The sequence below is a fragment of the uncultured Marixanthomonas sp. genome (assembly GCF_963974425.1).
Lineage (GTDB): Bacteria > Bacteroidota > Bacteroidia > Flavobacteriales > Flavobacteriaceae > Marixanthomonas.
Genome location: NZ_CAXBCK010000053.1, coordinates 1 through 24,841, shown reverse-complemented (window position 1 = coordinate 24,841; position 24,841 = coordinate 1). Strand labels below are relative to the sequence as shown.

Annotated in this window: 28 protein-coding genes and 1 pseudogene; 22 read left to right on the top strand and 7 right to left on the bottom strand. The window is 35.4% G+C overall.

Annotation, left to right across the window (positions count from 1 at the left end; all coding sequences use genetic code 11):
- From AACZ92_RS14000 to AACZ92_RS13965, 8 genes are all read left to right on the top strand, one after another.
- A partial coding sequence (locus tag AACZ92_RS14000; protein WP_339702459.1) for a sigma-54 dependent transcriptional regulator occupies positions 1-780 on the top strand: 780 nt, incomplete at its 5' end.
- Between the two features lie 182 nt (positions 781-962).
- Entirely contained in the window at positions 963-1,136 is a 174-nt protein-coding gene (locus tag AACZ92_RS13995) for a hypothetical protein (protein ID WP_339702457.1), read from the top strand.
- A gap of 115 nt (positions 1,137-1,251) precedes the next feature.
- A complete protein-coding gene (locus tag AACZ92_RS13990; RefSeq protein WP_339702455.1) occupies positions 1,252-2,550 on the top strand; it encodes a Glu/Leu/Phe/Val dehydrogenase in 1,299 nt (432 codons plus the stop codon).
- Between the two features lie 23 nt (positions 2,551-2,573).
- Positions 2,574-2,993, top strand: coding sequence for a GreA/GreB family elongation factor (locus tag AACZ92_RS13985; protein ID WP_339702453.1), 420 nt, complete (start codon positions 2,574-2,576; stop codon positions 2,991-2,993).
- Between the two features lie 10 nt (positions 2,994-3,003).
- Positions 3,004-3,417 carry a hypothetical protein gene (locus AACZ92_RS13980; RefSeq protein WP_339702451.1) on the top strand — a complete coding sequence of 138 codons (414 nt, stop codon included), beginning with the start codon at positions 3,004-3,006 and terminating at the stop codon, positions 3,415-3,417.
- A 522-nt stretch (positions 3,418-3,939) separates the two neighbouring features.
- Positions 3,940-4,239: an HPF/RaiA family ribosome-associated protein gene (locus AACZ92_RS13975; RefSeq protein WP_339702449.1), complete on the top strand. Its 300-nt coding sequence runs from the start codon at positions 3,940-3,942 to the stop codon at positions 4,237-4,239.
- 21 nt (positions 4,240-4,260) lie between these two features.
- Complete coding sequence (locus tag AACZ92_RS13970) at positions 4,261-5,097, top strand: universal stress protein (protein WP_339702447.1); 837 nt, start codon at positions 4,261-4,263, stop codon at positions 5,095-5,097.
- Between the two features lie 58 nt (positions 5,098-5,155).
- Positions 5,156-5,902: a sulfite exporter TauE/SafE family protein gene (locus AACZ92_RS13965; protein ID WP_339702445.1), complete on the top strand. Its 747-nt coding sequence runs from the start codon at positions 5,156-5,158 to the stop codon at positions 5,900-5,902.
- Here AACZ92_RS13965 and deoD read toward each other — a convergent pair.
- The 5 genes and pseudogenes from deoD to AACZ92_RS13940 all read right to left on the bottom strand — a co-directional run bounded on the left by deoD (position 5,899) and on the right by AACZ92_RS13940 (position 8,883).
- A complete protein-coding gene (gene deoD / locus AACZ92_RS13960; RefSeq protein WP_339702443.1) occupies positions 5,899-6,597 on the bottom strand; it encodes a purine-nucleoside phosphorylase in 699 nt (232 codons plus the stop codon). The genes AACZ92_RS13965 and deoD overlap by 4 nt on opposite strands.
- Before the next feature lie 13 nt (positions 6,598-6,610).
- A complete protein-coding gene (deoC, locus tag AACZ92_RS13955) occupies positions 6,611-7,249 on the bottom strand; it encodes a deoxyribose-phosphate aldolase (protein WP_339702441.1) in 639 nt (212 codons plus the stop codon).
- Positions 7,249-7,548 (bottom strand): annotated as a pseudogene (trxA, locus tag AACZ92_RS13950) (thioredoxin). Before trxA ends, deoC begins: the two are co-directional and overlap by 1 nt.
- Before the next feature lie 39 nt (positions 7,549-7,587).
- Positions 7,588-8,457, bottom strand: a complete 870-nt coding sequence (locus AACZ92_RS13945; RefSeq protein WP_339702439.1) for an RsiV family protein — start codon at positions 8,455-8,457, stop codon at positions 7,588-7,590.
- Between the two features lie 3 nt (positions 8,458-8,460).
- A complete protein-coding gene (locus AACZ92_RS13940) occupies positions 8,461-8,883 on the bottom strand; it encodes a hypothetical protein (RefSeq protein WP_339702437.1) in 423 nt (140 codons plus the stop codon).
- Positions 8,884-8,981: 98 nt separating this feature from the next.
- Between AACZ92_RS13940 and AACZ92_RS13935 the strand changes: the two genes are divergently transcribed.
- The 3 genes from AACZ92_RS13935 to AACZ92_RS13925 all read left to right on the top strand — a co-directional run bounded on the left by AACZ92_RS13935 (position 8,982) and on the right by AACZ92_RS13925 (position 12,255).
- Positions 8,982-10,211 carry a PAS domain-containing sensor histidine kinase gene (locus tag AACZ92_RS13935; RefSeq protein ID WP_339702435.1) on the top strand — a complete coding sequence of 410 codons (1,230 nt, stop codon included), beginning with the start codon at positions 8,982-8,984 and terminating at the stop codon, positions 10,209-10,211.
- Positions 10,212-10,243: 32 nt separating this feature from the next.
- Complete coding sequence (locus AACZ92_RS13930; RefSeq protein ID WP_339702433.1) at positions 10,244-11,296, top strand: response regulator; 1,053 nt, start codon at positions 10,244-10,246, stop codon at positions 11,294-11,296.
- Between the two features lie 125 nt (positions 11,297-11,421).
- A complete protein-coding gene (locus tag AACZ92_RS13925) occupies positions 11,422-12,255 on the top strand; it encodes a universal stress protein (RefSeq protein ID WP_339702461.1) in 834 nt (277 codons plus the stop codon).
- Between the two features lie 23 nt (positions 12,256-12,278).
- On the opposite strand, the gene AACZ92_RS13920 is transcribed toward AACZ92_RS13925, so the two are convergent.
- Positions 12,279-12,503 carry a hypothetical protein gene (locus AACZ92_RS13920; RefSeq protein ID WP_339702431.1) on the bottom strand — a complete coding sequence of 75 codons (225 nt, stop codon included), beginning with the start codon at positions 12,501-12,503 and terminating at the stop codon, positions 12,279-12,281.
- Between the two features lie 137 nt (positions 12,504-12,640).
- Between AACZ92_RS13920 and AACZ92_RS13915 the strand changes: the two genes are divergently transcribed.
- The 6 genes from AACZ92_RS13915 to AACZ92_RS13890 all read left to right on the top strand — a co-directional run bounded on the left by AACZ92_RS13915 (position 12,641) and on the right by AACZ92_RS13890 (position 18,203).
- Positions 12,641-13,486 carry a universal stress protein gene (locus tag AACZ92_RS13915; protein WP_339702429.1) on the top strand — a complete coding sequence of 282 codons (846 nt, stop codon included), beginning with the start codon at positions 12,641-12,643 and terminating at the stop codon, positions 13,484-13,486.
- Between the two features lie 12 nt (positions 13,487-13,498).
- Positions 13,499-14,347 (top strand): universal stress protein, encoded by an 849-nt coding sequence (locus tag AACZ92_RS13910; protein ID WP_339702427.1) that lies wholly within the window; start codon positions 13,499-13,501, stop codon positions 14,345-14,347.
- A 59-nt stretch (positions 14,348-14,406) separates the two neighbouring features.
- Entirely contained in the window at positions 14,407-15,258 is an 852-nt protein-coding gene (locus AACZ92_RS13905; protein WP_339702425.1) for a universal stress protein, read from the top strand.
- A 9-nt stretch (positions 15,259-15,267) separates the two neighbouring features.
- The gene (locus tag AACZ92_RS13900; protein WP_339702423.1) at positions 15,268-16,110 is read left to right on the top strand and encodes an ATP cone domain-containing protein; all 843 of its coding nucleotides are present in this window, start codon (positions 15,268-15,270) and stop codon (positions 16,108-16,110) included.
- A 5-nt stretch (positions 16,111-16,115) separates the two neighbouring features.
- Positions 16,116-17,489 carry an MBL fold metallo-hydrolase gene (locus tag AACZ92_RS13895; RefSeq protein ID WP_339702421.1) on the top strand — a complete coding sequence of 458 codons (1,374 nt, stop codon included), beginning with the start codon at positions 16,116-16,118 and terminating at the stop codon, positions 17,487-17,489.
- 81 nt (positions 17,490-17,570) lie between these two features.
- A complete protein-coding gene (locus AACZ92_RS13890; protein WP_339702419.1) occupies positions 17,571-18,203 on the top strand; it encodes a hypothetical protein in 633 nt (210 codons plus the stop codon).
- A 120-nt stretch (positions 18,204-18,323) separates the two neighbouring features.
- Here the strand turns inward: AACZ92_RS13890 and AACZ92_RS13885 are convergent, their stop codons facing one another.
- Positions 18,324-19,160 (bottom strand): universal stress protein, encoded by an 837-nt coding sequence (locus AACZ92_RS13885; RefSeq protein ID WP_339702417.1) that lies wholly within the window; start codon positions 19,158-19,160, stop codon positions 18,324-18,326.
- A 325-nt stretch (positions 19,161-19,485) separates the two neighbouring features.
- On the opposite strand from AACZ92_RS13885, the gene AACZ92_RS13880 reads away from it, so the two are divergent.
- The 5 genes from AACZ92_RS13880 to AACZ92_RS13860 all read left to right on the top strand — a co-directional run bounded on the left by AACZ92_RS13880 (position 19,486) and on the right by AACZ92_RS13860 (position 24,674).
- The gene (locus AACZ92_RS13880; RefSeq protein WP_339702415.1) at positions 19,486-19,992 is read left to right on the top strand and encodes a cytochrome c; all 507 of its coding nucleotides are present in this window, start codon (positions 19,486-19,488) and stop codon (positions 19,990-19,992) included.
- A gap of 21 nt (positions 19,993-20,013) precedes the next feature.
- Complete coding sequence (nosZ, locus tag AACZ92_RS13875; protein WP_339702413.1) at positions 20,014-21,978, top strand: Sec-dependent nitrous-oxide reductase; 1,965 nt, start codon at positions 20,014-20,016, stop codon at positions 21,976-21,978.
- Positions 21,979-22,107: 129 nt separating this feature from the next.
- Positions 22,108-22,740, top strand: a complete 633-nt coding sequence (locus AACZ92_RS13870; protein ID WP_339702411.1) for a hypothetical protein — start codon at positions 22,108-22,110, stop codon at positions 22,738-22,740.
- A 34-nt stretch (positions 22,741-22,774) separates the two neighbouring features.
- Entirely contained in the window at positions 22,775-23,221 is a 447-nt protein-coding gene (locus AACZ92_RS13865; RefSeq protein ID WP_339702409.1) for a nitrous oxide reductase accessory protein NosL, read from the top strand.
- A gap of 34 nt (positions 23,222-23,255) precedes the next feature.
- Complete coding sequence (locus AACZ92_RS13860) at positions 23,256-24,674, top strand: nitrous oxide reductase accessory protein NosL (protein ID WP_339702407.1); 1,419 nt, start codon at positions 23,256-23,258, stop codon at positions 24,672-24,674.
- Positions 24,675-24,841: the final 167 nt, after the last annotated feature.

Sequence of the window (24,841 nt, the reverse complement as noted above, 5' to 3'; positions counted from 1 at the left end):
CGTGCCATTCACTATAAAGGAAAATTTTCGAGAGCACCTTTTATCGCTGTAAATTGCGGCGGTATTCCTGAAAACTTATTAGAGTCCGAGTTGTTTGGTTATACAAAAGGAGCCTTTACTGGAGCCGAAAAAAACCGCGACGGATTTTTTCAAGCTGCCAATGGCGGTACTATATTTCTTGATGAAATTGGTAATGCTTCTACTGCAGTTCAATCAAGATTATTACGGGTGTTACAAGAAAAAGAAGTGGTTAAAGTAGGAGCACAAAAAGCCGAAAAAATAGATGTCCGAATCATCGCTGCCACTAATAGCGACCTAAAAGAAATGATAAAAAAAGAAACCTTTAGAGAGGACTTATTTTATAGACTCACGGTTGTAGAAATTGAAGTAGCTCCACTTCGAGAACGTAAAAAAGACATACCGTTATTGGTAGACAAATTTCTTTTTAAATATGGCGTGGAATACAAAGATCGCTTTGTGAAAATAACCCCAGAAGCTTTAGCTATTTTAAATAGATACGATTGGCCGGGAAATATTCGAGAGTTAGAAAACATAATACAACGAGCCATTATTATGTGCGATGGAACCATAGAAGTAGAGCATTTGCCTAATTCTTTAAAATTCAATATTAATTTTCCAGAAGAAGAACTCTTGCCTTTAAAAGAAATGGAGAAGCGATACATACAAAAGGTTTTGAACGCAACTGAAAATAACAAAACTAAAGCTGCCGAAATCTTAGGTATTGACCGTAAAACCATTCGACAGAAACTTTCAGAATAGCCTTTTTTAAAATTGGTACAAATTTTCCGCATTGGGTAATTCTGTACCATTACTTCATAGTTCGTTTTTCATCCGATTACACACAAGTACCTATTAATCAATAGTATGTGGTGTCATGCATGCCTCTTGGTACGTAATGGCATACACATTGTCATTAGTATATCAAATTATAAAGATGTACTATGAAAACAAATTCATTTAATATTTGCCCCACTTGTATGCATAAAGATACCTGTGTATTGACCGAACAAAAAAGCCAAGTATGGTCTTGCAGTGAATATGACGAAGCGCTATTTGAAGATGAAAATCAACCTTCGCCTGTTCCTGAAATGGAATATGAGTTGGCAACACATTAAATCGGTTAACAATAAAGAATAATAAACTCAAATCTAATTTTTTAAGACGGAACCTTTTTCAGAAAAAATAAATAATGATTTAGGTACGTCTTACAAACAAATTAAAGTAAAAGCTATGATAGCAACATCAGAGGTTAAAAAGCAAAAAAAGCAACCTGCACGAGGCATGATGGAAAATGTAATGGAACAGTTTCACAGTGCAGCAGATAAAATAGAATTGCACCCAAGTATTCGTAAAATACTAGGTATTACTAATAACGAAATAGTGGTTCATTTTCCTGTGAAAATGGATAATGGTGATGTAGAGATATTTACAGGATACAGAGTACAGCATAACAATGCATTAGGACCATACAAAGGAGGTTTACGGTATCATCCTACGGTAGATATTGATGCCGCAAGGGCATTGGCCATGTGGATGACGTGGAAAACCTCGTTGGCTGGATTGCCTTATGGAGGTGGTAAAGGAGGGATTCAGTTAGATCCTAAAAAGTATTCAAAAAGTGAACTAGAACGTATTACGCGTAGATTTACTTTTGCCTTAGCAGATAACATAGGGCCTGAACATGATATTCCTGCCCCCGATGTAAACACCAACAGCCAGACTATGGCGTGGATGGCAGACACCTATATGAGTACACGACCACCGGCAGAACGTTCTGCAAACCAACACGTAGTAACAGGAAAACCTGCAGGAAGTGGAGGATTGGAAGGACGTGACCGCGCAACGGGATATGGTGTGTTTTTAAGCATCAAATTTTGGGCACAGCGTAATGATGAGGACCTTAATGGAAAACGATTTATTGTTCAAGGTTTTGGAAACGTAGGCTATTGGGCGGCACATTTTCTTGAAAAAGAAGGCGCTAAATTAGTAGCGGTGCAAGATGCTTCTGGAAGTATACACAATCAAAAAGGTATCAACGTTGAAGACCTTTTTAATTATAGTAAAGCCAACAACGGAGGCATAGGTAATTTTCCTGAAGCGGATGAAATGGACAGCAAAAACTTTTTCAGTACGGATTGCGAGATATGTATTCCTGCGGCTTTAGGTAATCAAATTACTAAAGAAAACGCACCAGATATCAAAGCGCAGTTAATTGCCGAAGGAGCTAATGGACCGACCAATGTAGATGGTGAAAAAATACTATTAGAACGAGGAGTAACTATTATACCAGACATTCTCTGTAATTCTGGAGGTGTTGTAGGGAGTTATTTTGAATGGTTGCAAAACAGAAATGGAGAGTTGTGGCAATTAGACGAAGTAATGGCCAAGCTTGACAAAAAGATGAAGGAATCCTTCAGTAAAGTTTTTGAATATTCTGAACGAGAATCTATGGACATGCGTACCGCTGCTTATTGCTTAGCTATTCAGCGAATTGAAAAAGCCTACGTAGAGCGAGGTATTTTCCCATAATTGTTTAATTAAATGAAAGAGAAATGAAGTACGGAAGTATTATTATTGAGAAAAAGGAATATGTGTATTTAAAGCGGATCATCAATATTTCAGGCTATGCCAAAGAATTTGACACAAAGCAATCATTGCAAAAATTCAGTGAAGAGTTGCAAAATGCCCAAATAGTAGATGAAAAAGATATGCCTAAAGAGATTATTCGCTTTAATAGCATGGTTACGGTTGCTTCAGAAAAAGGCTGGGAGCGTACCTTGCAAGTGGTAACTCCAACAGAAAGAGATTTGAAGCAAAATAAAATTTCATTTCTCACCCCAATGGGGTCAGCACTCTTCGGTTATTCAGAAGGCGATACCGTAATTTGGGATTTTCCAACAGGAAAACAGGAGTTAAAAATTGTTGCCGTTGCTCAAGTAGAAAGTGATAAAAGGAAAGATGTAACTGTTTAAATTAAAAACAATGGAATTAAATACTGAAATATATGAACATGACAATGATGTGGATGTGACTCATAAAATAAACACTATTGAATTGGATAACTGGATTAATCATTTGAAATATATTGGGAAAGAAGTGAATAACCTAGTGAGTATGTGCACCATTAATGATAAACTGGAGGACGAAAGTGTTTTTCAGCGACTTCAGAAGAAAAAAGCTGAGAATGAAACATTACTAAATGCCTTGCTCAACTACAGTAACTCTAGAATTGATATTGCCGAGTGTGAAGATATGAATTGTGATATGACCTTTATAAAGGAGCATGAAGCTTATAGGAAAAGCTATTTGTATCATTTGGATAAGTACAGACGATTAAAAGATGAGTTTTTTGATAAAGTTCAAGGAAGCTTCACATTAATTAGCTCAAAATCCTAAAGTTAAAGAGGGAGGAAGTTTCAATGGAAAATAAAGCAGCAAAATAAAAATAAGCCCCATCCAATTCAAATATAATAATAAAGCCCCGTTATCATTTTGATAACGGGGCTTTTTGCGGAGAAAGAGGAACTATCCTTTTATGTCTTATTCTCTGATAATAAGCGCTTTACATATAAAAATATTGATAATACACACCGAATAATGCACCAAATCTTTAAAACACTGATTATCATATATTTACAACGAAAATTTTGAATATTATTTTTTAAAATGTTAAAAAATGAAATTTATAAAGGAGTTTTTTTGTGAGGAGAAAGGATGCAATATTTTTCAAAACTTTAACATTTTACAATAAAAACCCCAGAGAGTTCGAATGTTTTTATTTGGGTTCGGGAGCAACCCTCTACAATTTCTTTCAAGAGGTTCCATGACTTTGTTTTCTTTTTTCATACTAGATTGATAAAAGTCATATTTTTTTATATGGTTTCAATTTATATTTGAAAAAAATTAAAGCCTAAACCTATGGAAATTAACGTTCAATATGTCAAAATGGAAGCTAGTGAAGCGTTAAATAAGTACCTAACAAAAAAGCTCAATAAACTTGCAAGAAAGTATGATTGGTTAATCCGTGCCGAAGTATTTTTTAAAAAAGGACAAGATAAATCAGGAATGGATTGTATCTGCGAAATTGAGCTTAGTGCTCCAGGGCCTAGTATTTTTGCAAGTTCGACTAGTAGCTATTATGAATCGGCATTAAAGGAAACTATTCGTGACTTAAAACGACAACTCGAAAAACGCCATTCACTATTTACGGCAAAATAAAAAAAAGTAAAGAACATTATTATGAAAAAAATATTAGTATCGACAGATTTTTCAAAACACGCAGATTATGCCCTAAAAGCAGCAGCAGAAATCGCAAAAAAACATAATGGAGAATTAGTTGTTGTGCATATGTTAGGCCTTACTGAAGCGGTTGTAAATAGAGATGAATCCCGTGAAGTGATGGAAGCACTGTATTATATGAAACTAGCTGAAAAACGTTTTGAGGAATATTTAGATAAAAGTTTTTTAGACGGTATTAAAGTACAAACTACAGTACAAAACTATAAGGTTTTTACAGAGCTTGGTGCCTTAGCTAAAGAATTTAGTTGTGACTTAATTGTTATGGGATCTAATGGCTGCACAGGATGGAATGAAGTTTTTGTGGGTAGCAATACCGAAAAAGTAGTGCGTACATCTGAAACTCCGGTATTGGTTATAAAAGATGATCAAGAGAACTTTAAAATAAACAAAGTAGTTTTTGCCAGTGATTTTAAAGATGAAAACCTACCTGCCTATTATAAGGCTATGAAATTTTTTCAAACATTTGATGCCGACGTAAAGTTATTGTATGTGCATTTACCTGCCGAAGAATTTAAAAGCACCTATGAAATTGAAGAGCGAATCGTCAATTTTTTAAGTAAAAGTAAATTGGACGATGCACACACTATCAATAATGTCGCTTTTCAAAATTCTTACACAGTAGAAAGTGGCATTTTTAACTACAGTAATAGAGTTAAAGCAGATGTAATTGCAATACCTACCCACGGGCGCCGTGGTCTAGCTCATTTTTTTTCAGGAAGTATTGGCGAAGATGTGGTAAATCATAGCAAAGTACCTGTGATTACTTTTAAAATTTAGAATTGATAGCTTTAAATAAAGGAAAAGTTGAAACTTTTCCTTTTTACATATACAAAATATGCTAAGTCGCTACCTGCCCATTTTTATAGTTTTATCTATACTCGCAGAAATTTTGGGTACTGTTGGCGGCTTTGGTTCTTCTGTGTTTTTTGTGCCTATCGCTAATTTCTTCCTGGATTTTCAATCTGTTTTGGGCATTACGGCCTTATTTCATCTTTCTAGTAACGTTTCAAAAATTGCTCTTTTCAGAAAAGGGATTGATAAAAAATTAATCTTTCAATTGGGTTTACCTGCGGTAATTTTTGTTTCAGTAGGTGCTTTTTTCAGTAAATATTTCAACGCTGAAATTTTAACCCTAATTCTTGCTGTTTTTTTGATAGGATTAAGCTTATTGTTTTTAATTTTTAAAAAACTAAAACTGAATGCTTCTCCTAAAAATGCAGTAGTAGGTGGTGCTCTTTCTGGTTTTAGTGCGGGAATATTGGGAACGGGCGGAGCGATAAGAGGAATTACACTGGCTGCATTTAAAATGAAAAAGGATGTGTTTATTGCTACTTCAGCAATAATCGATTTAGGTGTTGATTTTAGCCGCACCATAATCTACTATTTTAATGGCTATATACATAACCATGATTTGTATCTCATACCTATTTTAATAGTTGTGAGCATTTTTGGTACTTGGATAGGAAAAAAGATCTTAAACCGAGTTTCACAAAAGCAGTTTAACCATATTGTGTTACTACTTATTCTAATCATAGGGATAACAACTTTGTTATCGGTTTTTTATCCGGTTAGTATAAACTAAACTATATTCAGTGCTATCTCTACCATAGTAGTAAATGTATGTTCCCGTTCTGCTGAAGAAATTTCCTTTTTTGAAACCAATGAATCTGAAATGGTCAAAATAGCCAAAGCTTGTACCTTATATTTTGCAGCAATGGTATAAATACCAGCGGCTTCCATTTCAACACAAAACACTCCATAATCTGCCCATTGTTTATAATGGTTTACATCATCACCATAAAATTCATCGGCCGATAGTACATTGCCGGCTTTTATAGGAATATTATTATTTTTTGAATAAGTTGCTGCCTTCATAAACAGATCAAAATCTGCCGTAGGTGAATAATCGGCATTTACAAACCGCGAATTGTTAATACCTGAAGTAGAAGATGCCGCCATTGCAATTACAATATCATGCAACTTTATGTCTGGTTGGTAGGAACCTGCACTACCAACGCGTATCAGTTTTTTAACGCCAAAATCCTCTATTAGCTCATTACAATAAATTAAGGCAGAAGGAATCCCCATTCCCGTACCCTGAACAGAAACCCTTTGGTTACTATAGGTTCCTGTGTAGCCAAACATTCCACGAACTTCATTATAACACAACACATCATTTAAAAAGGTTTTGGCTATCCATTTAGCTCTTAGTGGATCACCGGGCAATAATACGGTTTCGGCTACTTCACCTAATTTTGCGTTAATATGAATGCTCATTGGTTTCTGTAGTTTATGTTACAATTGCCACTCCAGATGAAGTACCGATACGCTGGACTCCCATATTGATATAGTGTGCGGCTGTTCTATTATCTCGGATACCTCCTGATGCTTTTATTTTTGCTTTTTCGCCAACAGCATCTTTCATCAGTTTAACGGAGTTTGATGTAGCGTTTCCAGTTCCGAAACCGGTTGAGGTTTTCACATAATCGGCACTAGCTTTTACGGCGATGGTACTGGACAGAGTGATTTCTTCATCGGTTAAATAACAGGTCTCCAAAATTACTTTTAAAGTATGATCGCCAATTGCTTTTTTTACTTCGGAAATATCTTCTTCAACACGTTTATGTAAGCCACTTTTTAAAAACCCGATGTTGATAACCATATCAATTTCATCTGCTCCATCTTCTATGCATTTTTTTGCATCTGCCACTTTGCTTGCTGTTGCCATAGCCCCCAAAGGAAACCCTACAACAGCTGGAACTAGAGTTGGGTGATTTTTTAATTCGTTTGCTGCCAAATACACATAACAACTGTTAACACAAACTGCTTTAAAACTGTGTTCTTTTGCTTCATCACATAACTTTTTTATGTCGCTTACAGTAGCAGTGGCTTTTAATAAGGTATGGTCTATGTATTGATTTAAGTCCATTAATTGTGCTGATTGATTATATTGACAAGGTCATTTTTTTGCAATACACCGCTTTGCCGCCATAGTTGTTTTCCGTTTTTAAAAAGGATCATGGTAGGTACGCCACGCACTTAGTATTGGGCAGCCAAAGGCTGATTTTTATCTACGTCTATCTTTACTATTTTAATAGCATCGCCCAATTCATCTTTAACTTGTTTTAATATGGGTGCCAACGACTTACATGGACCGCACCAATCTGCATAAAAGTCTATGAGTACAAGGGTTTCAGAATCAATAATTGAGTTAAAATTACTTTTCATTATTTTAATTTTAATACAGTTTAAGATACCAAAATTTACTTATCCAAACAATGGGTTTCGTTTGCTTTTACGGAGTATTGGCATTAAGCGTTCCAACGGAATTTTTATAGAATAGCTACCAGTATAGGAAGGACAGATAACACAGTCGTCAAAATAGTATTCTATATATGTATCGTTTACCACAAAATTGTTTTTATACGTAAAAAAATCATCAGACGTGATTTCCCAACAATCATAATATACATCACCAGCGTTTATTTTTTCAACTAAAAGATTATTTAAAATTTCTCGTAGCTCTTCTTCACTGCCTCCTACAAAAAAGTCTTCATAATTCATAAATACAGATTGTTCCAAATCAAAATTTACACAATCGAAAGAATATGAAGGGTGCAAGGTTCGTCCATAAAAGTTTTCTTTGTAAAATAGCACGCTTATTAGTTTGTCATTGATGCTATTTATTTTATAATCAATGATGCGTTTCTCTTGAAATCGGTTTGTGGCAATCGTGTCGCAAATAAGTTCTGCGTCTTCAAGGATGCCGGCTTCAACACCTGTAATGTCTACATAATAATCATTGATGTATTCACTGAAGTTAGCATAACTTGCCTTTATTTTTTCATTTAATAGAGGGTAGTTAAAATCTAAGGTGTATAGGTCAGCTTCTTTTTTAAAACTTTTCGTGATAATAAGCTCTTGAAGTTTAAACTTTTCATCAGGTTTAGACTTTAGGGTTTCCTGTTTAAGGATAATGGACTGCTGTTTTTTTAACTCAATATCTTCACGATTGGTCAATATGGTGTCTTTGGTCGTTTCAACCAAATCAGCGTCTTTTTCTGGTTTTGTTTGCTTGGGTTCGTTTTTGCAGGCAAACAGTAGAAAAATCGATAAATAAAAAAATAGAATACGCATAGTTTAAATATGTTTATTGTTTTCTTGAAGCAACATTTTTAATTTTGCCAGCATAATAAGTTCGGATTTATTTTTTCCGGCAAAAGATGAGGCGATAGCATCTGCTGTTTTCCAAATAAGTTTTTTAATAGTTGTTGTGAACAGATTTGGGTGTTCTTTTTTGAAGTCCTTGAAATCTTCAAAACATTCATCTGGGTTCACTTGTTTGTCATCCAGCCAATCGAAGACAATTTCTATCTGGTAAGATGCATCACTATGGAACTCATCTTCTAGAGCATCTAGATTTTTCCAGTGGGTCTTCACTAAATTGCTTAGAGTATCGATTTCAGCCTTTCTAATTACTTTATCGGCTGCTGCTATTGCGTAAAAGAGTTCGCCTAATTTTTGATATAAAACAAGCTTTGGTGGTGGTTGGGTCATCATCATAATTAAATATTTACAGTATAAAATTAACCAATGAAAGCTGTTTATTAAATGATATAAATCAGGTTTCACTTCTGTTTTAATTTTCTTACTTTTGGTAGGTGAACGTTTTCGAAGAGAAAAAAGGGAATATATTTAAACTGCTTTCCGAAGCTATTTCAGAAGGTATCATCATTGTTAATGAAAAACAGGAAATTGTAGCTAGTAATGGAGCAGCAAACACCATGTTTGGATATGAGGATAATGAACTTTTAGGGAGAGATCTTAACCTATTAATACCTAAAGATTATCACAAAAACCACAGAAAACACTTCAATAATTTTATAGATCATAGTGATAGAAGGCAAATGGGGCATGGGCGCGATTTGTATGGGCTACGAAAAGACGGTACTAAATTTCCTGTTGAAGCAGGGCTCAATCCATTTCAAATTTATGAAAATGCCTACGTTATGGCATTAGTAAGTGATATCACCGTACGAAAACAACAAGAATCTGAAATAAGAGAGCTTAATGCCAATTTGGAAGACAAAATTACCGAGCGTACCCAAGCTTTGGAAAACACGGTGGCTCAAATGCAAGAAGAAGTAGAGAAACGACGAGCAGCCGAAAACAAATTAAAAGAATCTTTACAGAAAGAAAGAGAACTCAATGAATTGAAAACAAAGTTCCTTTCTATGGTTTCTCATGAGTTTAAAACCCCACTGAGCGGTATACATACATCTACCACACTTATTGGTAAATACACAAAAGAAGAGCAACAGGATAAACGCGAAAAACATTTAAAAACAATTAAAGCAAAGGTTAAATACCTAGATAATATTTTAAACGATTTCTTATCGATTGAGCGTTTACAAGCCGGGAAAACCGTTTACAAATTTAGTACCTTTCCTTTAAGCAAAGTTGTGAACGAGGTAATTTACGATGCCAATATGATGTTAAAGGATGGACAGCGCATTGAATACCCGCAAAATATTGATGACATTACCTTGGAATTCGATGAAAAAATTCTTGAATTAATTCTGACCAATTTAATAAATAACGCAATTAAATATTCTTCGGAAGGGGATGTCATTGAAGTTAAAGCAAAGGCAAGTGAAAAAAAACTTACCGTTCAGGTTGCTGATGAGGGTATGGGAATTCCAGAGAAAGAGCAGAAGTATATATTCAATCGTTATTTTCGTGCCGAAAATGCTTTGCTTAACGCCGGCACAGGTATTGGACTTAATATTATTAAAAGTCACTTAGAAAATCTTGGCGGGCAGATAGTGTTTAATAGCAAAGAAGGTGAAGGGAGTACATTTATGGTAACCCTGCCAATAAAAGTTAAATAAGAAAGGATTACTTTCACAGATAAAATCATGTTATGAATACCATTCTTTTAATTGAAGACGATGCAGCCCTGCGTGAAAATACTGAAGAGTTATTAGAACTTTCTAATTACAACGTAATCACTGCCCCCAATGGAAAAATAGGCATAGAAAAAGCGAAAGCAGAAATCCCCAATATCATCATTTGCGATATCATGATGCCCGAAGTAGATGGATATGGTGTTCTTAAATCTCTTTCTTTAGATGATACAACAAACCATATTCCGTTTATTTTTCTTTCGGCTAAAACAGAGCATAAAGAAATTAGAAAGGGGATGAACCTGGGTGCTGACGATTACCTTACCAAACCTTTTGAAGAAGAAGAACTATTGAGCGCTGTTGAAAGTCGTTTGGCCAAAGCAAGCTTGCTTTCAAAAATGATGGAGGGGAAAATACCTTCAGAGAAAGACAACAAGGATGGTGTTCGTAACCTAAACGAGCTTAAAAACTTTTTTGATGACCACGGAAAAATACTCACTATTGAAAAAGGAGAGGTTATCTTTAGAGAAGGGCAATATGCCACTATGATTTACCTTATTTTAAAGGGAGTAGTTAAAACCCATAAAATGGACGATAGTGCAAAGGAACTTATTACAACTTTGTACAAAGCCGATGATTTTTTAGGATTTACCTCATTAATGGAAAGTGTACCTTATACTGAATCTGCCACTGCTGTAGAAGATGTTGAGCTGGCCGGGGTAGCCATTACCGATCTCAAGGAAATATTAGGAAAAAACAAAAATGTATCCTTAGAATTAATGAACGTATTGACCGACACCCTTTCCGATGTGAAGGAACAGCTGCTACAAATGGCCTACAGTTCTGTTAGAAGAAAAACGGCACAGACCATTCTTCAATTTGCAGAAATACTCAATAAAAAACCGGAAGATGCTATCAAAATTTCTCGGTACGACCTTGCCAGTGTAGCTGGAATTGCAACCGAAAGCCTTATTCGTACCCTATCAGGTTTTAAGAAAAAAGGGTTAATTGAAATCGAAGGGCGAAACATCCGTATTTTAGACTTGGAAGGGCTAAAACAAGAAGACTAGCTTTTTTGTTACTGAAGGATGCTTTGGGTTTATTTAAAATAACTAGGTATTTCTTTAAAACTGACCGTTGTCATTCTTTGCACAAAATCATCAGAGTATTTTTGCTATAAAGTGAAAGTAACGTGATGAATGTATTAATCCCGACTGATTTTTCAGATAATTCGTGGAATGCGATTGAATATGCTATTTCTTTATTGAAAGAAGTGCGTGTAACATTCTATTTATTGCATGTAAATAACACTACTAGTACTGAAATGGGACCTGAAATTCAAGGAAGTGGGATAGTACTTGCTACTCAAGATAAAATTACAGTTACTACTCAATTACAGGAATTAAAAAATAGAATTCTTACCCAATATTATTTTAATGACCATAGTTACAAGACTAGCATTGAATATACTTCATTTATAAAAGGTGTACGCACTCAAATTACAATAAATGAAATTGACCTTATCATCATGGGGACTAAAGGGGCGTCGGGTATTAAAAAATATACCTTGGGTAGTAATGCTGGCGATGTAATAACAAAGGTAAAATGTCCTGTTTTGGTTATTCCGGAAAATTCCCAATTTGAGGAACCAAAACATATTGCATTTCCTACAGACTTCAACTTACTTTATAAAGAACGGATTGTAAAAACATTAAAAAATGTAACGCAATTGCATCACTCTTTTTTGCATGTGGTTCACGTTAGGGGTAAAAACGTACCATTAACCGAAGTGCAGGAAAAAAATAAAACTTTTCTAAAGGATAGTTTAGAAGAAATACAGCATAGATTTCATACTTGTAATACTTCTGATTTAGAAGAAGCCATTCAAAAATTTGTAGAAAAAAAGCAGATTAATATAATAGCCATGGTGGCTAAAAATCTCAACTTTTTTCAACGTATCTTATTTAGACCTACCGTTAAAAAAATGAGCTATCAAACTGAAGTCCCTTTTTTGGTACTTCACGAATAAAACAAATAACGTTTACATTTTGGTTATTCATCTTTTTCAATGGGTGAATCCTCGTAGAAATCGTTAAATGTTTTATCGGTGGTATAAGTATCTGTCAATATTTTATAAACCGTATAAATAAAAAAGACCTGTCCCAATACGGTAAGGTAAAACACCCAATTAAAGGAAAATTCCAGAACCGAAAAAACAGTCACTGTCAATAACACATGTGTTGTAATGACTAACCAAGAAATGGCAGAAAGCTTCATCTTTTCTTTAAAGATAAACATAGTGCGTAACATATATTCTTAAGAATACGCTAAATGTCAAATGGTTAACTGATAAATGTCATAGTATTTTAGGTTAAGTCACGCTAACTTTGGTTCTAATATAAACAGTGCCAACTATGCGAAAAATAATCATCCCGACCGATTTTTCAGAAAATGCTCGTAATGCAGTACGATATGCAGTAGAACTTTTTAAGTATGATCGTTGCGAAATTACACTTCTTCATGCTTTTGCCGATGAGGTGTATGAAAATAACCTAGACATGTCTCGTTCCCTTTTTGAAGAATACAAGAAAAAAACAAAGCAAAGTGCTGAAAAAGAGCTAGAAAACCTTTTAACATTCGTAAAAGAAGCTTCTCCCAACCCAAGACACGATTATATGGTCAAAGCTGTTTTTTTAAACTTAGTAGATGCTGTTAACGAATTAGCAGAAACCGATAACAGCGATATCGTTGTAATGGGAACCCGGGGACATACCGATGACCGCGACCTTACTTTTGGGAGCAATACATTACAATTGGTAAAATACGTTAGCTGTCCGGTTTTAACGATGCCTTCAAAATATGCAGATTGGCATCCTAAAGAAGTACTGTTTCCTACACCTTACCTTATGCCGTTTAAAAGAAGGGAAATAAAACTGTTGAGTACCATTTGTGAAAAATTTAAAGCTACTATTCACCTTCTATACGTTTCAGATTATGAAAAACTGTCGTTTCGCCAACAAGACAACAAAGCATTTTTAAGTTCCTGTTTAAAAGATAATTACCGGCAGTTTCATACTAAAACAGGCAAAGACATAGTAAAAACAGTCAATACTTTTATAGAAGAAGAGGATATAGATATGCTGGTGATGGTAAATCATCGGCACTCATTTTTAGAAGATATACTATACAGCAACACCATCGATAAAATAGGATTGAAAATACAAGTACCCTTTTTAATACTTCAAAATTTATCACGATAAAATTTAATTAAAATGAAAAAAATATTAATACCCACCGATTTTTCAAACAATGCATATGCTGCGTTGTTTTATACTGTAAAACTTTTTAGTGACGAGGATGTACAATTTTACCTATTGCATTCATTTGCAGATAGTGTCTCTGCGCTTACAAGCCGTGTGGATATTGGTAAATCTGAAAAACTGATGGACGAACTGTACGACGAAGCCGATAAGGATGGCAAACAGCTCATTCATCGTATTAACCGAGATAGTGATAATAAATCACACAATTTCGAGTTTATTTCCACTTCCATGTCCTTGGTTCGAGGTACCAATAAACTGATTATAAAATATAGTATCGATTTGGTTGTGATGGGAACCAAAGGTCGCACTGCAGCTGAAGATGTGTTAATGGGTAGTAACACCATCCAGGTTATAAAGAAGATTAAAAATGCACCCTTGTTAGTAGTTCCTCAAGAGATGGATTATACAATTCCTTCAGAAATAGCTTTTGCAACAGACTATAACGAAGAATTTCCAACCTTAGGGATAACTCCTATGCTCGCTTTGGCTAAAATCTACCAATCAACTATTCATTTAGTGCATGTAGGTGAAAAAACTACTATGGACAATCAACAGCAACAACACTTAAAACTTATTAAAAAAGGCCTTACAGACTGTAAAATAAAAACCCATTGGATTTCTAAAGAAGGCAGTATAGCAAACACTATTGATAGTTTTGTTATTGATGAAGGAATCGACCTACTGGTGATGGTATATCACAGATACAATGCAATTGCTCGCATATTTAGAGAAGCAGTTGTAAAGAAAATAGGGAAGACCACTTCGATACCCTATATGGTAATTCCTATAAAGGGTTAAAAATAGTCTTACTTAAAAACCAACCTTCAATTAACACTTATAATTAAACTTTATAAATCATGAAAAAGAAAATCTTAATACCTACCGATTTCTCAAAAAATGCATGGAATGCAACTACATATGCCATAAACCTTTTTAAGGGCGAACAATGTGAATTTCATATTCTTAATACATTTTACCTAGGAGGTTATTCAACCGAAAACCTCTTGATTCCAGAACCCGGTGACGCAGCTTATGAGTCAATAAAAGAAACTTCAGAAAAAAAGATGAGCAAATTAAAAACTCAACTTAGTTATCGGGATGATTCACCGGAGCATCGATTTTATTTTTACAATGAATTTGGCCCCTTGACCGAAGTTATAAAGAGAATGATAGAAAAAAAGGATATTGAATTTATTGTAATGGGTACCCGTGGCGAAACAGATTCAAAAGATGTCATTTTTGGTAGCAATACTATTAATGTGATGGAAGGTATACGGCTTTGTCCGATTTTGGCCATTCCAGGTACTTTTTTCTTTAAAGAACCCAACGAGATTGTATTCCCTACAAGTTTTAAAACTCATTTTAAACAAAGGGAATTAAAGCATTTAGTAGAAATTGCAAAGTTGACAAATTCCCCTGTGTGCATCCTTCATATTAAAAAAGAAGATAAACTGAGTAAAGAGCAAGAAGAAAACAAGGCTTTATTAGAAGATATTTTAATAACAACAGAGTTCAGTCACCATACTTTGGAAAACATTGATGTAAAAAAAGGACTACATAGTTTTGTCCAGAGCAGGGAAAGTGAGATGATAGCCTTTATCAATAAAAAACATACTTTTTTTAGTAGTATTTTTTCAAACCCTTTAGTAAAAGATTTAGGAGTACACTCCAAAGTACCTGTATTGGCTATGCACGACATACGCTCATAGTTTTAAAATATGAAACCTGAAACAAATAGCATAGAATTGATAAAATCATCGGGGAAGCGTGTACGGTTTTCCATTGAAAAACTGAAAGCTTCGCTTAGGCATAGTGGTGCCGATACAGCAACAATCGATAAAATAACCAATACCGTGCGGGACGAGCTTTACCAAGGCATTTCTACCAAAGAGATATACAATAGGGCTTTTGCGATGCTTAAAAAGAAAAAGCTGGAATACGCTTCAAAGTATAAATTGAAAAAAGCCATTTACGAGCTGGGACCTACTGGCTTTCCCTTTGAAAAATTCATTGGTGCCCTCTATCAATATTCAGGTTATCAAATTAAAGTAGGCAAGGTGTTGGAAGGTAAATGTGTGAGTCATGAGGTTGATGTAATTGCCCAGAAAAAGAATCACCATATTTTAGCTGAATGTAAATTTCACAGTGAAGAAGGTCGAAATTGCGACGTAAAAATACCATTATACATCCATTCTCGGTTTCAAGACATCATAGAGTCTGACAAAGAAAACAAAGCAATACCTAAAGAAGGATGGGTGGTTACAAATACTCGTTTTACAAAAGATGCAGAGCAATACGGCTTATGTGTAAGCTTACAACTATTAAGCTGGAATTACCCAACAGGTAATGGGCTCAAAGACCGGATCGATCGTTTAGGACTCTATCCAATTACGGTTTCAACCTTATTGTCAAAACGCGAAAAGCAATTTCTGTTAAGCCGTGATGTGGTTTTGTGCCGCCAATTACTGAGTGATAAATTTTATCTGGATCATTTGGGCATCTCTGAAAAAAGAAAACAGCGTATTTTTTCTGAAATATCCATTCTCTGTAACAATAGTTAAATATTATGAAAACTGTAACTATTCAATTTTTAGGTGCTGCCGGTACGGTTACCGGTTCTAAGTTTTATATAGAAACACCTGATGGCAATTTTTTGATAGATTGCGGAATGTTTCAAGGTCTGAAAAAACTAAGAGAAGAAAACTGGAAGCCTTTTCCTGTAAACGTTTCAACCATAGATTATGTTCTTTTAACTCATGGCCACCTGGATCATACCGGTTACTTGCCACGCCTATTCAGAGAAGGTTTCCGAGGAAAAATAATAGGGACAGCACCCACCTTGGCCATTACCGAAATTATACTTCTGGACAGCGCCAAAATACATGAAGAAGAAGCCGAACGCGCCAATAAGGAAGGATACTCTAAACACCAACCTGCCGAATCGTTTTATACTACTAAAGAAGCCGAAGCTACCTTGCGGTTGTTCAAAAATGCGGAAAAGGACACTTGGATTACCTTGACCAAAGATATACAGTACCGGTTTCGGTACAATGGTCATATTATTGGTGCTACTTTCATTGAACTGGAAGTGTATGGAAAACTCTTTGTTTTTTCAGGCGATATTGGGCGTACCGAAGATGCGTTGCTGTTCCCACCCGAAAAACCAAAATGGGCCGATTTTCTCTTTTTGGAAAGTACTTATGGCAACCGATTACATCCTGAAGAAGATATAGAAAGTATTTTGGTACAATTGATACAAAAAACAATTCAGGAGCGTAGCACACTAATAATTCCATCTTTTGCTGTAGAACGGTTGCAAACTTTTATGTATTTACTATGGGTGCTTTATCAAAAAAACAAGATTCCCAATATTCCCATTTTTATTGATAGTCCTATGGGGAATAATGTTTTATCAGTATTTGAACGATTTCCAGATTGGCATAAATTGACCCCTAAGCAATTTCACGCTATGAGCAACCGGATGAATATTGTTACTTCATATAAAGAAACCTGGGAAACCATTGACGACCCAAGGCCAAAAGTAGTCATTGCCGGTAGCGGAATGGTTACAGGCGGACGTGTGCTTACCTATTTAAAACAGTTGATAGACAACCCAAAAACCAATATTTTGTTAGTGGGATATCAAGCCGAAGGCACTCGCGGAAGGCAATTGCTAGAAGATGTACACGAATTAAAATTCTTCGGAAAATATTATCCCGTAAAAGCTTCTGTTCACCACGTAGAAAGCCTCTCGGCACACGCAGACCAAAACGGATTGCTGGATTGGGTAAGCGAGATTAAAAACAACCCGGAAGAAGTGTTTCTAATTCATGGTGAAGCCACTGCACAAGATACACTTCGGGTAAAATTGAGAGATACTTTCGGCTGGAGGATTTCAATTCCAAAACTCTATGAAAAAAGAAAGTTCATCATTGGTTAAATTATTGAAAAACCGACTGTTGTCATTTTAAATTCTATAATTTGAAAATATATTTAAGGTGTCAATTTTAAATAAAAAATTATGAGATATATACTTATAGCCTTAACTATTTTTATATTTTTTGGTTGTTCTACAAGCAAAATGGTAAATCAATGGAAAGATCCAGCTACTGAAACCTTTTCAGCCAATAAAGTATTGGTGGTAGGTATGACGGCAGAGAATCAACTACGGCGCACGTTTGAAACCGAATTGGCTCAAGAGCTTGAAAAAAATGATATGATAGCAGTACGCAGTATTGATTTTTTTGAATCTTCATTCAATAATGTTAAACAATCCGAAGCAGATTTGAATATGTTACAACAAGAATTACTCGAAAAAGGTTTCGATGCTATTTTGTTGTCTAAAATTACAGGGCAATACAGCAAGGTTATAGTTGTACAGGCTTATAGAAGTTTTGCAAAGCCCTATCAATCATTTCGTGATTATTACTATTCTAATCAACATATTTACCAGCGGGAACAATCGGAAAGCTATAGAGTGTATATTAGTGAAACTTCCCTCTTTTGCATTTGTCAGGAAAAAGAAAGAGAGTTGTTGTGGCGTGGACAAATTGATATTCCAGCACCTAGTACTGCAACAAAGGGCATTTCAGATTTTATAAAAACATTAATAAACGCATTGAAGGAAGAGCAAATATTAATCAGTTCAAAATAAAGTGATTTTTTTATTGGTCTCCTCGAAACTATAAGTTATCGCGACACAAAGAATTATGAAGAATGTACTTTCTCGTAAGCATAAAGTTAAGGTCGATACAGATTTTTAAAATAGAATGAGCTATTGGTGCAGTACTAAAAGTGGGATACGGGTGCCGTAACTTATTTTTGAAGCTTCTGAACCAAAAATAAAACGTTCCAGGAAGCTTTCCTGTTCCACAAACATTGCATGTATAGATATATTGAACAATTGTACAAAAGTATTAATTGCAATAGGGGTTGGAATACCCGTTAAAGAATGAAAACTATGTTCCTTATTTTTAAATGAAACTTGAAGGTTTCTGCTTTCTAATGGATTGGGATTAGCTATGGCATCGTCATCAACATCTAAAACGTGAATATGAGGTTGATTTTGGTTCTCAATTAAACTGAACAACGGTTGTAGCTTCTCTTTTTTAAGAACATCTCTATGGTGTAAACTAAAAAGTATAGAATCTATTTTTTTATAGCTGTAATTAGCTGGAATAACAAATACTGGATGATCAACTTGGCGTATTACTTGGAGTGTATTACTACCCCAAAGTACTTCTTTAGCACCTGTCGCACCATTGGTTCCCATTATTATTAAATCGATATTATATAATGAGATGGACTGGTTTATGGCATCAACAAAAGCATCGTAATCAACTTTCTCATAAAAAGTATAATCTTCATCACTAAAATCCTTTTTAAAGGTATCTACAAAGGAGCTAAGCTCTTTTTTATTGTCAGCTATCACTGCATCGTACACTGAGCTCTTTGGTGATGCAGAGCGTACATCTGCCGTAACGTATTCTGAAGTTTTCTGAATATTCAAAAAATAGAACGTACATGTCTGCCCTTTAAAAAATTCCAGCGCATATATGATAGCATCCTTAGAGCTTTCTGAAAAATCTGTCGGAAGTAATATAGTATTCATTTTATTAAAACTTTTGGTTCGTATAAAAATACTTTGAATCCGCTCAAGCAACAATGATATTCATCAGTTTTCCTCTGTCAATTCACGTTGAATAAGAAATTTCGATTACTCAATTTATCCTTTGTTTTTCAAAGATCATTGATTTCATTCTAACTAAAATTAATAAAAGACAAAAATGTCTTAAATATGATAAAAGTCATTTTCTACACTCTATTGCCTCGCTATTTTTGTTTTGTAAAATTTAATGAGCTTAATAAAAAGTGAACCTAAAAAACTTAAAAAAGACATTCAACTTTTATAAAATAATAACCATAAATCCTTACTAATGAAATACGCAATTAAAAGTCTGTTGTTGATTACCATCTTGGTCTTGATAGGCTGCGGTGGGAAAGATGAAAAAAAGGAAAAAGAACAAATTAAAATTGGCCAAAAACCGAAGACAGAAAAGAAAATCGAGAAATCCGTTTCTAATGAAATTCCACCTTCAAAACAAATTACACTGGATAACAAAGGAGTCGGGCCTGTTAAAAACCTTGAGCTTAGCGCTAATATAGATCAAGCTATGGCTAAAGCAGGAGGGGAGTTGTTCAGAAATAAATGTACTGCTTGTCATAAAGCTGATAGAAAGTTTATTGGACCTGCGCCAACAGGTATTCTAGAACGCCGTTCGCCAGAATGGATTATGAATATGATATTAAATCCAGAAGTTATGGTTAAGGAAGATCCCATTGCAAAAGCCTTGTTGATTGAATTTAATGGATCACCCATGGCAAACCAAGGACTTACAGAAGATGAAGCACGTAAAATACTAGAATATTTCAGGACATTGTAAAAAAACTAAACAAATAAAATTATGAAACGATCAATTAATAGTTTACTAATACTTGCTTTAGTAGCTGGAATAGTTACGAGTTGTAATAATAGTAAGTCTAACAAAAATGGTGACCGCGGAGCATTGGCTTCAGGTGCCGCAGAAAAAGTGTATGTAGCACCAGGGGAACACGATGAGTTTTATGCGTTCTTTTCTGGGGGATACAGTGGCAACTTAACTGTATACGGTTTGCCTTCAGGAAGAATGTTTAAGGAAATCCCTGTTTTCTCTCAGTTTCCTACAAACGGATATGGATATTCTGAAGAAACCATACCTATGCTAAACACTTCTCACGGGTTTGTACCTTGGGACGATTTACACCACCCGGACATTTCGCAAACAAACGGAAAACTTGACGGACGGTGGATTTTTGTAAATGGAAACAACACCCCGCGTATTGCAAGAGTTGATCTTGAAACTTTCGAAACCGAAGAGATAATTGAAATACCAAACAGTGCGGGTAACCACAGTTCGTCTTTTATTACAGAAAACACTGAGTATGTAGTGGCTGGAACACGTTTTTCGGTACCTGTACCACAAGAAGACATTCCAATAAATGAATACAAAGGAAAGTTTAAAGGAGCTTTGTCTTTTATTTCTGTTGAGGAGGAAACAGGTAGAATGGATATTAAATTCCAATTAATGATGCCAGGGTTTGATTATGACCTGTCACATCCTGGGCGGGGAAAATCACACGGATGGTTTTTCTTTACTACCTATAATACAGAAGAAGCCAACTCACTTCTGGAAGTGAATGCTTCTCAAAACGACAAGGATTTCATTGCAGCTGTAAATTGGAAAAAAATTGAAGAGTATGTAAATAATGGGGGAGGTACAAAAATGCCTGCCAATTACGCTCATAATGTATACGACCATGGTACGCACAATGCTAAGACCACAATGAAAAAAGAAGTGTTGACGGTAGATCCTACTAAAGTTCCTGGGGCTGTTTTCTTTCTTCCTACGCCAAAATCACCACACGGAGTTGATGTAAGTCCCGATGGAGAGTATATTGTTGGTAATGGTAAACTTTCAGCAGATTTAACCATTCATTCATTCGATAAAATGATTAGTGCTATTGATAACAAAAAGTTTGGTGGAGAAGCCTACGGAATTCCAATCCTTAGTTTTGAAGATATTCTGGCAGGAACTGTAAAACAAGCTGGATTGGGTCCATTGCACACCGAATTTGACGGAAAAGGGAATGCGTATACTACCTTCTTTATCTCTTCTGAATTGGTAAAATGGAATATTGAAACCCGTGAAGTGATAGACAGACAGCCCAACTACTATTCAGTAGGGCACGTAATGATACCCGGCGGAAACTCTGCACACCCTTTTGGTAAATATGCGGTTTCTATGAACAAAATTACCAAGGATAGATATCTGCCAACAGGACCAGAACTGGAACACTCCGCTCAGTTATTTGATATTACTGGCGATAAAATGGAGCTGTTGCTAGATTTCCCAACCCACGGTGAACCACACTATGCCGCAGGTATCCCAGCTGAAATTTTAGCACCAAAATCTAAAAAGATTTATAAACTGGAAGAGAATAAGCACGAATATGCTGCTTTAACCCCTGGAGATGCACGTGTGGAGCGTGATGGAAAAGAAGTACATATTTATATGTCGATGATACGTAGTCACTTTACTCCAGATAATATTGAAGGCATCAAGGTGGGGGATAAAGTATATTTCCACATTACAAACCACGAGCAAGATTTTGATGTACCACACGGGTTTGCAATGATTGGTGCTAATAATGCCGAGTTGCTTATTATGCCAGGGCAAACAAAAACGCTCTACTGGGAGCCTAAGCAAGTAGGTGTTTGGCCATTTTACTGTACAGATTTCTGTTCAGCATTACATCAAGAAATGCAAGGATACATACGTGTATCACCAGAGAATTCAAATATTGAATTAAGCTGGTCATTAGGAGAGTAGAGAAATTGGTTGCGGAAACATTCTCTAGTGATTAATAATGTTCCAAGTAAAGGCGGGGGTTGGTTGATTGCCCCCGTCTTCTTTTAAATAGAATCACAATAAATCAACAAAAAAATTAAAACATAAAAAATGAAAAAAGCTGGCATCATAATGATCATTGGGTCACTACTTCTTTTAGGGCTTTTCAAATTTCCTCTTTGGAACATTATGTTGGGGGCTCCTCAATACCCTGAACCTTTAGGAATGAATATTCACATTACAGGTATTAAAGGAGTAAGTGAATTTGATATCCAAAATATAGATGGTCTTAACCACTATATTGGTATGCGTACCATCCCTAAAGCAGAAGATATGTGGGAGTTTGAAGTATTCCCATTGGTTATTGGTAGTATGGTCGCCCTTGGGGTCGTTGTTGGATTTTTAGGCTTCTTCGGAAAAGTGAACCATTGGTGGTTTATCGGTTGGTTTGCGCTTATGTCTGTTTTAGGTATAATGGGAATGTACGATTTTAACCTATGGCTTACCGACTATGGGACCAACTTAGACCCCAATGCCATTATGAAAATGACCAATCCCGATGGTACGCCAATGTCATATAAACCGCCTTTGTTAGGGTATCAGAAAATGCTAAACTTTGATGTAGATTCTTGGCCACACATTGGAGCTTATTTAATGTTTGTCGGAATGGTATTGACAGTGATTGCCTTTTTCATCGGAAAAAAAGAATGGACCAAGAAGAAGAAAACTTTGGGTACAATTTAAAATCCTTTTCAAAACCTGAAAAATCAACAATAATATGAAATCAACATTCTCACTATGCTTCCTGGCTTTAGTTTTTACAGCTTGCGAAGTAAAACCACAGAAAATTAATTACGGTAGCGATAATTGTCAATATTGCAATATGACCATTGTTGATAGACAGCATGCTTCTCAAATTGTAACTGAAAAAGGACGATCTTATAAATTCGATGCTATTGAATGCATGATTAATTATCATATAGAACATACCAATCAAACTGTGGCGATGTATTTAGTAAACGATTTCAAGAACCCTGGTGAACTTATTGATGCTAAAACAGCAACCTATTTAATAAGCCCAGAAATTTCGAGTCCTATGGGAGCTAATCTTTCTGCATTCCATTCAGAACAGGTCGCTCAAAAAAGCCAAACTGAATATAGAGGTAAACTTTATGAATGGGAGGCTTTAAAGCAATACCTCAAAGAGGAAAGATTGACCAAGTAAATTATAACTCAAAACTCATTTTAAAAAATACAACATGAAACAATATTTTGTTTTACTAGGAATCCTATTTTCAATTTTCGGAAGTGTTCAGGCTCAAAAAAAAATTGATTATGGTACTACCAATTGCCAGTTGTGCAATATGGTTATAAAAGATAATCGTTTTGCTGCCCAAGCTATAAACCAAGACAACCAAACACTTTATTTTGATGCTATCGAATGTTTATTAAACTATTTAGATGCAAACAACGAAACCGATTTAAAGTCGATTTATGTTTCAGATTACGCTAATCCAGGGAGTCTTATCTTAGCTACAAGTGCTTTTTATTTAAAAAGTAATGCTATAAAAAGTCCAATGGGAGCAAACCTGTCGGCTTTTAGTTCAAAAGAAGAAGCTGAAAATTTTAAAACTTCAGAAAAGGATATTTTATTCACTTGGCAACAACTTAATAAGGCTTTTAAAAACAAAGTTGTTGGAACTATTTTTCACAACCATCAAAATCACTTTAGACCGGACTCTCATGCCCCCATTGGTGTAATGGGCGATCACTTGCACCACAAAGGAGGGTTAATGGTTTCGTTTCGATATATGAATATGATGATGGATGGGAACAAAATTGGAACAGATAATATTGATGATGCTGCTATTTTTCAAGAGTATATGGTCGCACCGCAAGAAATGTCGATGCAGATGTATATGTTGGGGGTTATGTATGCGCCCACCAATCGGCTTACGCTTTCAGCCATGCAAAACCTGATAAAAAACGATATGGATTTGACCGCCCAAATGATGATGAACGGAATGACGATGCAACATGATTTTTCTACCAATTCTTCAGGGTTTGGTGATTTAAAATTGAACGCACTATATGGATTATTCAGTCATAACAAAAATTCCTTGCATCTAAATGCAGGTGTTTCGCTTCCGGTAGGTTCAATTAAGGAACGCGACGATACACCGATGATGGAAGACGCAAAACTGCCTTATGCCATGCAATTGGGTAACGGAACATTTGATCTTACTGCTGGTGCCACATATAAAGAACTCTACCCTTCTTTTTCTTGGGGCTCTCAATTTTTGGCCACAATTAGGACAGGCAAAAACACAGAAGAGTATCGATTCGGCAACCATTACCAATTAAACCTATGGGGAGCATACCGTTTATTTGAAAACGTGAGCCTTTCAGGTAGGGCTTTAGGGACTTTTGTTGGCGATATTGAAGGAGTAGATCCTCAACTAAGCCCTATGATGGTGACAACTGCTGATACTGAAAATTACGGAGGAGAAAAAATAAAACTCTTGGGAGGTGTGAACGTCTCTTTTCCTCAAACTTCGGCTTTTAAAAATATAAGAATAGGTGCAGAAATGGGTGCCCCAGTTTATGAAAATTACAATGGAATACAAATGAACGAAAACCTGTCATTTGTCATAGGATTGAAATATTCAATTTTATAATTTGCACCATATATGAACAAGCGGTTATTACATAGTGTATTATTCTTCCTGTTGTTTACAGCTACTTTTTTTGCACAAACAATAGAAGTATGCAACTCATGTGAAATTTCAATAATTTCTCAAGCTGTTGAAAATGGCATTAAAATAGTTAACGAAGCAGAAGCTGA

Excerpts from the sequence above, each read along its gene's own strand:
- AACZ92_RS13995 (WP_339702457.1), top strand. The coding sequence starts at position 963 with ATGAAAACAAATTCATTTAATATTTGCCCCACTTGTATGCATAAAGAT.
- AACZ92_RS13990 (WP_339702455.1), top strand. The coding sequence starts at position 1,252 with ATGATAGCAACATCAGAGGTTAAAAAGCAAAAAAAGCAACCTGCACGA.
- AACZ92_RS13985 (WP_339702453.1), top strand. The coding sequence starts at position 2,574 with ATGAAGTACGGAAGTATTATTATTGAGAAAAAGGAATATGTGTATTTA.
- AACZ92_RS13980 (WP_339702451.1), top strand. The coding sequence starts at position 3,004 with ATGGAATTAAATACTGAAATATATGAACATGACAATGATGTGGATGTG.
- AACZ92_RS13975 (WP_339702449.1), top strand. The coding sequence starts at position 3,940 with ATGGAAATTAACGTTCAATATGTCAAAATGGAAGCTAGTGAAGCGTTA.
- AACZ92_RS13970 (WP_339702447.1), top strand. The coding sequence starts at position 4,261 with ATGAAAAAAATATTAGTATCGACAGATTTTTCAAAACACGCAGATTAT.
- AACZ92_RS13965 (WP_339702445.1), top strand. The coding sequence starts at position 5,156 with ATGCTAAGTCGCTACCTGCCCATTTTTATAGTTTTATCTATACTCGCA.
- deoD (WP_339702443.1), bottom strand. The coding sequence starts at position 6,597 with ATGAGCATTCATATTAACGCAAAATTAGGTGAAGTAGCCGAAACCGTA.
- deoC (WP_339702441.1), bottom strand. The coding sequence starts at position 7,249 with ATGGACTTAAATCAATACATAGACCATACCTTATTAAAAGCCACTGCT.
- AACZ92_RS13945 (WP_339702439.1), bottom strand. The coding sequence starts at position 8,457 with ATGCGTATTCTATTTTTTTATTTATCGATTTTTCTACTGTTTGCCTGC.
- AACZ92_RS13940 (WP_339702437.1), bottom strand. The coding sequence starts at position 8,883 with ATGATGATGACCCAACCACCACCAAAGCTTGTTTTATATCAAAAATTA.
- AACZ92_RS13930 (WP_339702433.1), top strand. The coding sequence starts at position 10,244 with ATGAATACCATTCTTTTAATTGAAGACGATGCAGCCCTGCGTGAAAAT.
- AACZ92_RS13925 (WP_339702461.1), top strand. The coding sequence starts at position 11,422 with ATGAATGTATTAATCCCGACTGATTTTTCAGATAATTCGTGGAATGCG.
- AACZ92_RS13920 (WP_339702431.1), bottom strand. The coding sequence starts at position 12,503 with ATGAAGCTTTCTGCCATTTCTTGGTTAGTCATTACAACACATGTGTTA.
- AACZ92_RS13915 (WP_339702429.1), top strand. The coding sequence starts at position 12,641 with ATGCGAAAAATAATCATCCCGACCGATTTTTCAGAAAATGCTCGTAAT.
- AACZ92_RS13910 (WP_339702427.1), top strand. The coding sequence starts at position 13,499 with ATGAAAAAAATATTAATACCCACCGATTTTTCAAACAATGCATATGCT.
- AACZ92_RS13905 (WP_339702425.1), top strand. The coding sequence starts at position 14,407 with ATGAAAAAGAAAATCTTAATACCTACCGATTTCTCAAAAAATGCATGG.
- AACZ92_RS13900 (WP_339702423.1), top strand. The coding sequence starts at position 15,268 with ATGAAACCTGAAACAAATAGCATAGAATTGATAAAATCATCGGGGAAG.
- AACZ92_RS13895 (WP_339702421.1), top strand. The coding sequence starts at position 16,116 with ATGAAAACTGTAACTATTCAATTTTTAGGTGCTGCCGGTACGGTTACC.
- AACZ92_RS13890 (WP_339702419.1), top strand. The coding sequence starts at position 17,571 with ATGAGATATATACTTATAGCCTTAACTATTTTTATATTTTTTGGTTGT.
- AACZ92_RS13885 (WP_339702417.1), bottom strand. The coding sequence starts at position 19,160 with ATGAATACTATATTACTTCCGACAGATTTTTCAGAAAGCTCTAAGGAT.
- AACZ92_RS13880 (WP_339702415.1), top strand. The coding sequence starts at position 19,486 with ATGAAATACGCAATTAAAAGTCTGTTGTTGATTACCATCTTGGTCTTG.
- nosZ (WP_339702413.1), top strand. The coding sequence starts at position 20,014 with ATGAAACGATCAATTAATAGTTTACTAATACTTGCTTTAGTAGCTGGA.
- AACZ92_RS13870 (WP_339702411.1), top strand. The coding sequence starts at position 22,108 with ATGAAAAAAGCTGGCATCATAATGATCATTGGGTCACTACTTCTTTTA.
- AACZ92_RS13865 (WP_339702409.1), top strand. The coding sequence starts at position 22,775 with ATGAAATCAACATTCTCACTATGCTTCCTGGCTTTAGTTTTTACAGCT.
- AACZ92_RS13860 (WP_339702407.1), top strand. The coding sequence starts at position 23,256 with ATGAAACAATATTTTGTTTTACTAGGAATCCTATTTTCAATTTTCGGA.